9 protein-coding genes are annotated in these 12,221 nt (G+C 36.2%); all 9 read left to right on the forward strand.

Going from position 1 to position 12,221, the window contains the following annotated elements; genetic code table 11:
- The first annotated feature begins 586 nt into the window (after positions 1–586).
- The 9 genes from V6255_RS17410 (at position 587) to V6255_RS17450 (ending at position 12,036) form a co-directional block, all read left to right on the forward strand.
- Positions 587–1,453: a DnaJ C-terminal domain-containing protein gene (locus V6255_RS17410; protein ID WP_341629281.1), complete on the forward strand. Its 867-nt coding sequence runs from the start codon at positions 587–589 to the stop codon at positions 1,451–1,453.
- A 21-nt stretch (positions 1,454–1,474) separates the two neighbouring features.
- Positions 1,475–1,831: a VanZ family protein gene (locus tag V6255_RS17415; RefSeq protein ID WP_341629282.1), complete on the forward strand. Its 357-nt coding sequence runs from the start codon at positions 1,475–1,477 to the stop codon at positions 1,829–1,831.
- A gap of 126 nt (positions 1,832–1,957) precedes the next feature.
- The gene (gene udk, locus V6255_RS17420; protein WP_341629283.1) at positions 1,958–2,596 is read left to right on the forward strand and encodes a uridine kinase; all 639 of its coding nucleotides are present in this window, start codon (positions 1,958–1,960) and stop codon (positions 2,594–2,596) included.
- Positions 2,597–2,893: 297 nt separating this feature from the next.
- On the forward strand, positions 2,894–4,243 hold the full coding sequence (locus tag V6255_RS17425; RefSeq protein WP_341629284.1) for an 8-oxoguanine deaminase: 1,350 nt from the start codon (positions 2,894–2,896) through the stop codon (positions 4,241–4,243).
- 188 nt (positions 4,244–4,431) lie between these two features.
- A complete protein-coding gene (rlmKL, locus tag V6255_RS17430; RefSeq protein WP_341629285.1) occupies positions 4,432–6,717 on the forward strand; it encodes a bifunctional 23S rRNA (guanine(2069)-N(7))-methyltransferase RlmK/23S rRNA (guanine(2445)-N(2))-methyltransferase RlmL in 2,286 nt (761 codons plus the stop codon).
- A gap of 52 nt (positions 6,718–6,769) precedes the next feature.
- Entirely contained in the window at positions 6,770–7,000 is a 231-nt protein-coding gene (locus V6255_RS17435) for a glutaredoxin family protein (RefSeq protein WP_025565011.1), read from the forward strand.
- A gap of 77 nt (positions 7,001–7,077) precedes the next feature.
- Positions 7,078–8,988, forward strand: coding sequence for an ATP-binding cassette ATPase Uup (gene uup / locus V6255_RS17440; protein WP_341629286.1), 1,911 nt, complete (start codon positions 7,078–7,080; stop codon positions 8,986–8,988).
- 7 nt (positions 8,989–8,995) lie between these two features.
- The gene (locus V6255_RS17445; RefSeq protein WP_341629287.1) at positions 8,996–10,822 is read left to right on the forward strand and encodes a DUF3466 family protein; all 1,827 of its coding nucleotides are present in this window, start codon (positions 8,996–8,998) and stop codon (positions 10,820–10,822) included.
- Between the two features lie 248 nt (positions 10,823–11,070).
- Positions 11,071–12,036 carry a phosphate ABC transporter substrate-binding protein PstS family protein gene (locus V6255_RS17450; protein ID WP_341629288.1) on the forward strand — a complete coding sequence of 322 codons (966 nt, stop codon included), beginning with the start codon at positions 11,071–11,073 and terminating at the stop codon, positions 12,034–12,036.
- Positions 12,037–12,221: the final 185 nt, after the last annotated feature.

Here is a 12,221-nt window from a genome sequence, read left to right on the forward strand (position 1 = left end):
ATACATTTCCACCATGCTGTTCAAAAATTACTCTTGAAAGATCAACACGCCCTAATGAAAGCGGAGTTATATTTAAAATCATAAGGCTATATATTTTACTAGTCAGTGCCGTTAGTTTTACGTAGTTCAAGGCGAATTATTGAGAGATAATTTAAGGCTGAAATCTACGGAAATAGCGGTGTTGTATCGCTTTGCTTTTCAAGAACGGAGGTTATTTATGAAATGGACTTATAAGTTGTCTATTTCTTAATAAATAAAGTAATTATCCATGACTACTGAGTGATCATTGAGTCATTATAAAAGTGGATGTAATAAAAATGTTGTCCTTGATAAACTTAATATATTAGTTTTTACTAGGTTTTAAAAATAAAAGCGGTATGAGTGCACGTAAGGTTGCTGATTAATATGATGTTCCTGAATTATTATTAAAAAATAAAATACACCATAAATAAATGTATAGATGGCTTTATTTATGTTTATTTATTTTTTCATCGAGCAATTTTTATGTGATTTTAAATTAGTTAAGCTATAATTCGCGCGCTTTGCTGTGCAATATGCAACTACAATTGGAATTATTGAGAAAAGAATGTCAAAACGTGATTGTTATGAAGTATTAGGTGTGACTAAAACAACATCTGAGAAAGAAATTAAAAAAGCCTATAAAAAATTAGCGATGAAATATCACCCTGATAGAAATCCTGATAACCCAGTTGCACAAGAAAAATTTCGTGAAGTGAAAGCTGCTTATGAAATACTAAATGATCCTGAAAAGCGTGAACAATACGATGACTTTGGACACAGTGCATTTGAAAATGGTCAAGCACGTGGTCGAGGTGGATTCGGACAAGGCGGTGGCGGTGATTTTAATGACATGTTTGGTGATATGTTTGGTCAACGCCAACAACATCAGCAACAACCTCGTCATCAACCACAACCTGAAAAAGGCTCAGATATTATTCTACAAATAGAATTAACATTAGAAGAGTGTGTGGAAGGTTGTAACAAAGAAGTACGTTTACCGAATACAACAAACCCATTAGCAGTTGTTGTTCCTGCTGGTATTAACCAAGGTCAGCGTGTTCGTATTGCAGGTCAAGGTAACCCTGGTACGTTAGGCGCACCGCGTGGTGATTTGTTTGTTGAAGTCGTGTTATTAGAGCATGATTTCTTCACGCGTAAAGGCAATGACCTATATTGTGATTTAGTCACTTCTTTCCCTGTTGCAAGTGTCGGAGGTACCGCTAAAGCCTCTACATTTACTGGGCACATTAATTTGAAAATACCTGCTGGCACACAAGTAGGGCGCAAGTTTAGAATCAAAGGTCGTGGTGTTAAAGCCATGAACAGCGATCAAGTAGGCGATTTAATTTACACTGTTGTCATTCCAACACCGACAGAATTAACTGAACGTCAGCATGAATTACTCACAGAACTAGCAGAATCAATGAATTAAGAAATAATTGGGCATTATTTTATGAAGCTACTACTACAGTTAATAAGAGATTATTGGGTCATATTATCATTAATATTAGCCACAATAATTACGTTTTTATCATTGACGCCAATGGCTCAGCTACCCGATGTACCTGGTAGTGATAAAAGTCACCATTTTATTGCTTATAGTGCTTTAATTTTTCCATTGATGTTAAAAAAACCAAACTATTGGTTTGTTATCGTCATCTTATTTACTATGTTAAGTGGTGCTATCGAATTAATACAACCTTACCAAAACCGTTATGGTGAATGGTTAGATTTGTTAGCTAATATTGGCGGACTCACTTGTGGCGGAACGTTAGCCTATGTTACTAACCGTTTTTTTCCAGCTTATTAAACGTATCTATATTAAGTGTTAATAGGTTAGAAAGTTTTTTTAAGAGTTTTTATAGACTTAAAAATATCATCAGCTCTCTAACCTATTAACCTTTTTTAAATTTAATTTATTTTATGAAGGTCAATTTTGAATAAAAATCACTGTGTCGTTATCGCAATTGCAGGGGCATCAGCCTCAGGAAAGAGTTTAATTGCACATACAATTTGTAATGAGCTTCGACAAGAATTAGGGACTGATCAAATAGGCATTATTTCTGAAGATGCTTATTACAAAGATCAATCGCACATGCCAATGGAAGAGCGTGTACAAACCAATTACGACCACCCAAAAGCATTTGACCATCAGTTATTAAGCCAGCATATAAAATCATTACAACACAACCAATCTGTTGAAATCCCTGTTTATAGTTACACTGAACATACCCGTACTGATGAAGTCATTAACTTAACACCTAAAAAAATCATTATCATTGAAGGTATTTTATTACTAACAGATTCGACATTGCGCTCACAAATTGATGCTAGTATCTTTATTGATACACCATTGGATATTTGTTTAATGCGTCGTTTAACGCGCGATATTATGGAGCGTGGTAGAACGTTAGATTCTGTGATGGCACAGTACAAAAAAACCGTAAGACCGATGTTCTTGCAATTTATTGAGCCGTCAAAACAACATGCAGATATCATCATTCCTCGTGGTGGTAAAAATCGTATCGCTACTGATATTTTAAAAACACGTATTAAATATTTATTGAATAAGTAATTTTATTTGTATGTAGACTTAAAAACGCTTCTAGAGTGAAGCGTTTTTACTTTCATTTCTAATCTCATTCCTGCTTTAGTGTTAACTCTGACTCTAGTGCTTCTATAAAGTCTTGTTAGTTTCTATTCAAATTTACAAATAAATCGGTACAATTACAGTCTCTCAGCAGATTAACACGCAAGTCACTGCTATTTATTATATCGCGACGATATAAGGTGACTGAGCAATTGATCTTTTAAGTAAGCTGCTTTTAAAACTCCTTTCTATCGTTTGCTCTATTTATATATAGGTGAACACATGTCTACAAGTCTATGGATCAAAAAACCACTTTCAATTTTTACCGCTAACCAACAAAATGCAGGCAATGGCATTGTTATTAAAAATGGCGTTATTATTGAACTTGTTGCAAGCAATCACGAACCGACACAACCTATTGATGCTATCTTCGATGCCAGCCAACACGTTTTATTACCTGGTTTAATCAATACGCATCATCACCTTTATCAAACACTGACCAGAGCTTTTCCTGATTCATTAAATAAACGTTTATTCCCTTGGTTACAGGCGCTGTATCCAGTGTGGGCAAAATTACAACCTGATATGTTACATGCTGCAACGGAATTAGGGTTATCGGAGTTATTATTATCAGGTTGTACTACTGTGGCAGACCATCATTACCTTTTTCCCCAAGCATTAACGGAAGCGATTGATATTCAAGTGTCAGCTGCGAAACTGATTGGTAATCGCGTCATGCTAACGCGTGGTTCCATGAGCTTAGGGCAAGACGATGGTGGTTTACCGCCACAATCTACAGTACAAAGTGACGCTGAAATATTGGATGATTGCCAACGTGTGATCACTCAATTCCACCAACAAGGCGAGGGCGCTATGGTGCAATTAGCATTAGCACCTTGTTCCCCTTTTTCTGTGACCACTGATTTAATGAAAGAAACGGCTAAGCTCGCCCGTGCAAATGGTGTACGTTTACATACACATTTAGCTGAAACTGAAGATGAAAATAACTTCTGCTTAAGTACTTTTGGTTTACGTCCTGTTGATTATTTAGAATCCGTTGGTTGGTTATCGTCTGACGTATGGCTAGCACATGGTATCCATTTTAATGATCAAGAAATTAAACGATTAGGGGCCGCAAAAGTAGGAGTCGCCCATTGTCCTTCTTCTAATATGATATTAGCTTCTGGTATTTGTCGAACCAAAGAATTAGAAGCCGCAGGTGTACACGTAGGACTTGCCGTTGATGGTTCTGCTTCAAATGATGGCTCTAATATGATTCAAGAAGTTCGTCAGGCATTGATGATTAATCGTTTACGCTATCAAGCGGATCAAGTCACTCATTTAGATGCCTTATTTTGGGCAACAAAAGGTTCTGCTCAAGTATTAGGTCGAGATGATATAGGGGAATTAGCCGTTGGAAAGCAAGCAGATATTGCTTTGTATAATTTAGATGAATTACGTTTTTCTGGGTCACATGATCCATTGGCTGCATTAATCTTATGTGGTGCTCACAAAGCTGATTATGTGATGGTTGCAGGCCATTGGAAGGTTAAAGTGGGGCAGTTAATTGATAGTGATATCGATGAAATTCAAGCTCGACACCGCGAAGCTGCATCAAACCTTATTTTATAGAGAGAGGCAAATAAGGTTTATAAAAATAGAAAATAAATTAGTTTGTTTATTAACTTAATAATAAACAAACTAATTAAAATATTCAGATTAATAATAGACAACAAACAGCTGAAAATTTCATAGGGATAATACAGTTTGCAAGGTATAATATGCGCTATTTTTTATTCAACAATTGCATGAGAGCGTCTATGTTCAGTTATTTTATCCCCACCGCCAAAGGGCTTGCGCCTTTATTAGAAGTAGAACTTAAAGATCTTGGTATTGAAAATACTAAGCAAATTGCTGGTGGTGTTAGCTTTGACGGTTCATTAGAGCAAGGTTACCAAGTTTGTTTATGGTCTCGTTTTGCCTCTCGTGTCTTACTTAAATTAAGTGAGTTCAAAGTTATTGACCCAATGGATTTATATCTTGGGTGTAGTAATATCCCATGGGAAACACACTTTGATGTTGATAAAACATTCTCAATTGACTTTTCTGGTAGTAACGACGAAATTCGTAACACACAGTTTGGCGCATTAAAAATTAAAGATGCGATTGTGGATCGTTTCCGTAAAAAGTTCGATGAGCGTCCTAACGTTGAAAAACGTGATGCAGATATTCGTTTTAATGGTCGTTTATTTAAAGATAAAGCGTCAATCTATCTGGATCTTTCTGGTTCACCATTACACCTTCGTGGCTACCGTACTATTGCTGGTGAAGCACCATTACGTGAAACATTAGCGGCTGGTATTATTAAACGTAGTGGTTGGAAAGGCGAAGCGTTATTAGACCCAATGTGTGGTTCAGGTACGTTAGTAATTGAAGCTGCGATGATGTCACTTAATATTGCACCAGGTTCTTTACGTGAAAAATTTGGTTTTGAGCAGTGGAAAAAACACGATGCTGAAACGTGGAAAACATTAAAAACAACGGCACAAGTTTATGGCAAGCGTGCTGTTAAAGACTGTTCTGCTCGATTCTATGCGTCAGATTTAAGCAAAGATATGATTGCCATTGCACGTCAAAATGCACAACGTGCAGGTGTTGCAGAGTTAATTGAATTCAGCGTACAAGATGCGAAAAAAGTATTACCGCCAGAAGAACTAAGCACAGGTATGTTGATTTCAAATCCACCATACGGTGAACGTCTAGGTGGTTTTAGTGACACCATCAGTTTATATACTGAATTAGGTCATCACTTTAAAGAGGCTTTTGCAGGTTGGAATTTAAGTATGTTTGCAATGGATACTGAATTATTAAGCTGTTTAGGAATGCGCGCAGGCAAGAGCTTTAAATTCTTTAATGGTCCAATTGAGTGTGTGCTTAAAAATTACAGAATCTCACCTAAACGTTTAGTGGAAGGTGTGGCAATTGTTGAAGAGGCACTTAAACCTGCTAAGCAGCCTAAACAGGCAAAAGCAGTTGAAGTGGTTTATAAAGAATCAACTGATGATAATCCATGGGGGACCATTACACCAACGCAAGAATTCCCAATGGCTGAAGAGTCAGAATCAGAGTTAGTATTTAAAGAAGTTAAGCAGATTAAACCAGCCATTTACGCTGAAGACTTTGCTAACCGTTTATTAAAAAACATGAAACGTTTAGACAAATGGGCAAAACGCGAAAACATTCAATGTTACCGTTTATATGATGCCGATTTACCGGAATATAACGTAGCCATTGATCGTTATAATGAGTATTTAATTATTCAAGAGTATCGTGCACCTAAAGAAATAGATGCACAAAAAGTACGTCGTCGTTTCTTAGATATTGTATCTACAACACGTTACTTATTAGATTTAACAGATGACCAACTGATCATCAAAGTACGTGAACGTCAGAAAGGGCGTCAACAGTATGAAAAACTAGACAGTAAAAAACAACGTTTAGTGGTACAAGAAGGTCCTGCAAAAATCATTGTTAATTTACAAGATTATTTAGATACTGGTTTATTCTTAGATCACCGCCCAACACGTTTACGTATTGGTAAAATGGCTGAAGGTAAAGATTTCCTAAACCTATTTTGTTATACAGCAACAGCTTCAATCCATGCTGCATTAGGTGGTGCTAAATCAACGACAAGTGTTGATATGTCTAATACGTATTTAAATTGGGGACAAGAAAACTTTACAGAAAATGGCATCAAAGGTAATCACGAATTTATCCAACAGGATTGTATTAAGTGGTTACAACATGCACATGAAATGTATGACCTTATCTTTATTGACCCACCTACGTTTTCAAACTCAAAACGTATGAGTGATGTGTTTGATGTACAGGATGATCACGTTGCGTTATTAACCTCTGCAAGTGAACGTGTTAACCCTAACGGAGAGATTATTTTCTCTAATAACAAACGTGGTTTTAAACTCGATATTGAAGCGATTAAAGCGTTAGGTTTTTATATTAAAGATATTAGTAAAGCATCAATACCGGAAGACTTTAAAGGTAATGAAAAGATACACCAATGCTGGTTGTTAACTAAACATAACTAGGTTGTAATAAAGTATGAGTAACGTTAAATTAAGCATGAAGAATTAATAAATCATGAGTTTATGTATTCTATATCATACAGATGGCTGCCATTTGTGTGAGCAAGCAATGGCATTGTTAGCGCAATGCCAAGTCGATTATCAATTAGTTGATATCGTCTTTAAAGCTGACTTAGTTACTTTATTTGGTACGCGCATTCCAGTATTAGAAAATGAAAAAGGCCAATTCTTAGATTGGCCTTTTGACTATTATAAAATTGAACGATTTTTATCCTACAAAGAGTAGGAAGTTCGCAGTTTATTTTAACCTTAATTTAACCTGCGATATAATAAAATATGTACATTAAACAAGAGTGAGTCAACGTGGCATTATTAACATTACATAACGCAGAACTAGCCTTTGGTGGCGGTGCATTATTAAATAAATCTAACATGGTTGTTGAACCGAATGAACGTGTTTGTTTAGTGGGCCGAAATGGCGCAGGTAAATCAACGCTATTAAAAGTATTAGATGGTCGTATTCAATTAGATGATGGCTCATTATTAATTAATAATGACGTAAAAGTCGCTCGTTTAGAGCAAGATCCCCCAACGGCGAGTACAATGAGTGCTTATGATTTTGTCGCCTCTGGTATGGAAAATGCGGGTAAAGTATTAAGTCAATATCACGAACAATTAAGCATCATTGCAGAAGATTGCAGTGAAAAACAACTGAATAAATTACAAAAATTACAAGAACAAGTTGACCAGTTAGATGCATGGCAACTTGATTCTAAAATTAATCAAATCTTAGATCGTTTAGGCATTGACCCTGAAATAACATTAGATCAGTTGTCTGGTGGTTGGTTACGTAAAGTGGCATTAGCTAAAGCGCTGGTAAACGACCCAGATCTATTGCTACTCGATGAACCGACTAACCATTTGGATGTTGGGACTATCGAATGGCTTGAGCAGTTCTTAATCTCATTTCAAGGTTCAATTATTTTTATCAGTCATGACCGTGAATTTATTCGTCGATTAGCGACACGTATTGTTGATATTGACCGTGGTAAATTAAGTTCATGGCCGGGCGGTTATGAAGAATATCTTATTGCAAAAGAAGAAGCATTACGTGTTGAAGACGAACAAAATGCTGAGTTTGACCGCAAGTTAGCGATTGAAGAAACCTGGATAAGACAAGGTATTAAAGCACGTCGAACACGTAATGAAGGACGTGTTCGTGCGTTAAAATCATTGCGTCAAGAACGTTCAGAGCGAACCAATGTTCAAGGTAAAGCTAAAATTATTGTTGATGAAGCCGCTCGTTCAGGAAAAATTATTTTCGAAACAGATTCATTAACCTATAGCTACGATGACTTATTAATTGTGCGTGACTTTTCAACAACGATCATGCGTGGTGATAAAATCGCATTGGTTGGTCGAAATGGTTGTGGTAAAAGTACATTACTTAAATTATTACTAGGGAATATCGAACCTGATCAAGGTACTGTGAAATGCGGTACTAAGCTAGAAGTGGCTTACTTCGATCAATACCGTGATGCATTAGATCCAGAAAAAACAGTGGTAGACAATCTTGCTGAAGGTAAGCAAGAAGTTGAAATTAATGGTAATAAACGTCATGTTTTAGGCTATTTACAAGATTTCTTATTTCATCCAGATCGTGCACGTACGCCAGTAAAAGCACTATCCGGTGGAGAAAAGAACCGTCTTTTATTAGCTAAAATATTCCTGAAGCCAAGTAATTTCTTGATTTTAGATGAACCGACTAATGATTTAGATGTCGAAACACTTGAATTATTGGAAGAGTTATTAGCCAACTATCAAGGTACTTTATTGTTAGTAAGTCATGACCGTAGTTTCGTTGATAATACCGTAACGCATACTTGGTTCTTTGATGGCAATGGTAATATTCAACAATTTGTTGGTGGTTATAGTGATGCTGTTCGCCATAAGCAACAAAGTGAAGCGTCAACACAGCCAATAAAAGTGGATAAACCAACGTCTGCTAAAGTTGAAAAAGCGGTAGTTCAATCACCTAAAAAGAAAAAATTATCTTATAAAGTTCAACTTGAACTAGATGGTTTACCGCTTGTTTTAGAACAATTAGAAGAACAAGTAGAAAATTTACAGGCAACCATCAATACACCTGAATTTTTTACTAAAGACAAAAAAGAAGCTGACCAATTTTTAGTGCAATTAGCAGAAGCAGAACAAAAACTAGAAGCTGCTTTTATGCGTTGGGAAGAGTTGGACGAATTACAAAACGGAGAATGATTTTCAGATGAAATATACTAAAAGTATCTCATTGGCTGCCTTATTATCAGCTAGTAGCGCTTATGCAACTACATTAACTTCTTATTATGAATATGAAATTATTGCACCTGATACAACAGGTAGTAATTATGGCCCTTATGCTTCTGGCATCACTGAAGATGATAACACATTTAGTGCCTACGCATTAAAAGCAAGGCTTGAACAAGACATCGATATTGGCTTGCCTTATACATTTAATCAAGAGTGTTTCTTGGATGATGAAGTATGTGAGGAAGTTTATAAAGGTAGTGAAAACTCTTCTAATTTAAGCTTTGAAAATGCTTATCAAGCGTGGCGTGCTGCGACGGCAAATATTAACCAAAGTATTATTGATCCCGAAAGTTATACAATGGGAGCAACAAATAATACTAAAGTTGAAGGGTTTGGCGACGATACAGAAGTTAAAATGACTGACGTTGTCACCATCGATGGTGCGCTGTTTGCCGTTGGTTATGGCTCTGCACCTTATAATGATGGTGTGCGTGAATTTGTACGACGTGGTTTTGTAACCGATCCAAGTACTAGTCTCGTGTCAGTTTCATTATTACCTGAGTTTGACGGAGATGAAGCTGAGGGGGTAGAAGGTGGTTTTTCTAGTGCTTATAAGATGCGTGAAGTCACTTATAATAATGGCACTGTAAAAAAATTAATCATAGGAAATTCAAGCGTATCATTAGCAGGTGGCGATAGTAGTTATTTCGATGCTTGTTATAACGAAGGAAACATTGAAGATCTCGATACGCTTAGTGAGTTAACTTATTGCCCCGGTTTTGATACACAAGCATGGGCTTGGGAATATAGTGGAACGGATTTATTCACAGAATCAGAGCTAACAGGGTTTACGCTAGCAACTGAGTGGTTAGATGATAATGAAGAGCGTGACTCGGGTAGTGATGTTACTTACAGCGCAGCGGCATTTGATATTAACAATGTTGGTATTGCAGTTGGTGTCTCATCATTTGAATATTCAGATAATGTTGAAGGTGCACGTCAACGCGCGATTATCATGACGCCTGATGATGAAGGCAGTTATGGCGTGCCAACGGAGCTTACACAAGCGACATCAGGTGTTAGTAATCAAGATGATACATTGTACAATACTTGGGCTAAAACCATTACCGATGATAATGTGGTGATGGGTAATCGTCAGTATGCTGTTTCTAAAAATATTAATAGACCTATTGAAATGTTTATTTATGATATTGATGATGACAGTGTGACTTTCCCATTTCTTGATAAAAAAGTATTAACAACCAAAGAACGTTTAGCAGGTACCAGTGCTGCTAATACGGGTGCAAATAGTCGTGGTTATGACATGAATAATAACGGTCTTGTAGTCGGTAAAGCAGATGCTTATGATGAAACGGATCCAGTCGTAAACGGCAGTGCTCGTATTCAAAGTGCATTTCTATATGATAATACAACGGGTGATAGCTGGTTCTTAGAAGACTTACTGTGTACTCAAACTGTAGATGAAGATGGTGTTGTTGAAGTAACACATCCATTAATTCGTTTACAAAGTGCAACGGCGATTAATGATAATGGTGTTGTACTAGCTGAAGGCTTTCAATACGATAGTATTAGTGACTTTACTGACTTGGTTGGTGCAACGCGTATATTTATAAAATTAACGCCTGATTTAAACTCTACACCTGATGATAGCCCTAACTGCTGGGTCTCTGATGCATTGATCAATAGCGATCAAAGCTTTGAACGTAGTGGCGGTGCAAGTTATTGGTTATGGATATTTGCTTTACCATTGATGTTAATACGTCGATTCAAAAGCAATAAATAATATAAATATTAATACGGTTGTTTAAATAATCAACTGTATGATTTAAGAGGCTTATTACTTAGATGTAATAAGCCTTTTTTTATTTTTATAATAAAAACATGAATAAAATAATTCACTTGTAATGAAAGTGTCACACTTAAGCTTCATATTAAGCAACATCGCTACGAAGCGTAATGAATATTTTGTTAAATCACAAATTAATGAAATACAAAAAAATTAAATTAACTTAGTAGAAAATGGAGTTTTGAATGAAACTTAAAATGTTAGTAGCAGCGGTTACTTTAGGTACTGCATCATTAATTTCAACGCCTGTTCTTGCAGCTGATCATGCTTTACCTACTTACACTAAAGTAAGCGGTATTTCTGGTAATCTTTCATCTGTTGGTTCTGATACATTAGCAAACATGATGACATTTTGGGCTGAAGAGTTTAAACGTCAATACCCAAATATCAACATTCAAATCCAAGCAGCAGGTTCTTCAACTGCTCCACCATCTCTTACTGAAGGTACTTCTCAGTTCGGCCCAATGAGTCGTCAAATGAAGTCTAAAGAAATCGAAGCATTCGAAAAACGTTACGGTTACAAACCAACGGAAGTTCGTGTTGCTATTGATGCACTTGCTGTATTCGTTAATAAAGATAACCCAATTGAAGGTTTATCAATTAAGCAAGTTGATGCTATTTTCTCTTCTACTCACAAATGTGGTAATGATAAAGACGCGACTCGTTGGTCTGATGTTGGCCTAGACGGTAACTGGGCAGAGAAAGATATCCAATTATTTGGTCGTAACTCTGTATCAGGTACTTATGGTTACTTTAAATCAAAAGCACTTTGTAAAGGTGACTTTAAAAACTCTGTTAATGAACAGCCTGGTTCTGCTTCTGTAGTACAGTCTGTCTCATCTTCACTAAACTCTATCGGTTACTCTGGTATTGGTTATAAAGTTGCTGGTGTTAAAGCGGTTGCGCTTTCTAAGAAAGGCGGTCCGTTCATTGAAGCAACAATGGATAATGCAATTTCTGGTAAATATCCATTATCTCGCTTCTTATACGTTTACGTAAATAAGCACCCAAACAAACCACTTTCTCCATTACAAGCTGAGTTCATTAAATTGATGTTATCTGAACAAGGCCAAGGAATTGTTGCAAAAGATGGTTACATTCCACTACCCGTTTCTGTAGTTGAAAAAGAACTTGCTAAACTAGGCCTATAATTTTCCTAGGAAATGATTAATTAGTCATAAATAATAAAAAACAGCGCTTAATAGCGCTGTTTTTGTTTATGGGGCAGATGCATAATGTGCTTAAAAAGAGAATTCAGTTAGAAAAATAATGTGATTATATCGATTACATTAAATAAGTGATCTAAATTTTACGCAGGAAAAATGACTTAGTTTAA

The organism is Psychromonas arctica, assembly GCF_038155225.1.
Lineage (GTDB): Bacteria > Pseudomonadota > Gammaproteobacteria > Enterobacterales > Psychromonadaceae > Psychromonas > Psychromonas arctica_B.

What these genes read in the sequence shown, in the direction of transcription:
- V6255_RS17410 (WP_341629281.1), top strand. Translation starts at nt 587, where the DNA reads ATGTCAAAACGTGATTGTTATGAAGTATTAGGTGTGACTAAAACAACA.
- V6255_RS17415 (WP_341629282.1), top strand. Translation starts at nt 1,475, where the DNA reads ATGAAGCTACTACTACAGTTAATAAGAGATTATTGGGTCATATTATCA.
- V6255_RS17425 (WP_341629284.1), top strand. Translation starts at nt 2,894, where the DNA reads ATGTCTACAAGTCTATGGATCAAAAAACCACTTTCAATTTTTACCGCT.
- rlmKL (WP_341629285.1), top strand. Translation starts at nt 4,432, where the DNA reads ATGTTCAGTTATTTTATCCCCACCGCCAAAGGGCTTGCGCCTTTATTA.
- V6255_RS17435 (WP_025565011.1), top strand. Translation starts at nt 6,770, where the DNA reads ATGAGTTTATGTATTCTATATCATACAGATGGCTGCCATTTGTGTGAG.
- V6255_RS17445 (WP_341629287.1), top strand. Translation starts at nt 8,996, where the DNA reads ATGAAATATACTAAAAGTATCTCATTGGCTGCCTTATTATCAGCTAGT.
- V6255_RS17450 (WP_341629288.1), top strand. Translation starts at nt 11,071, where the DNA reads ATGAAACTTAAAATGTTAGTAGCAGCGGTTACTTTAGGTACTGCATCA.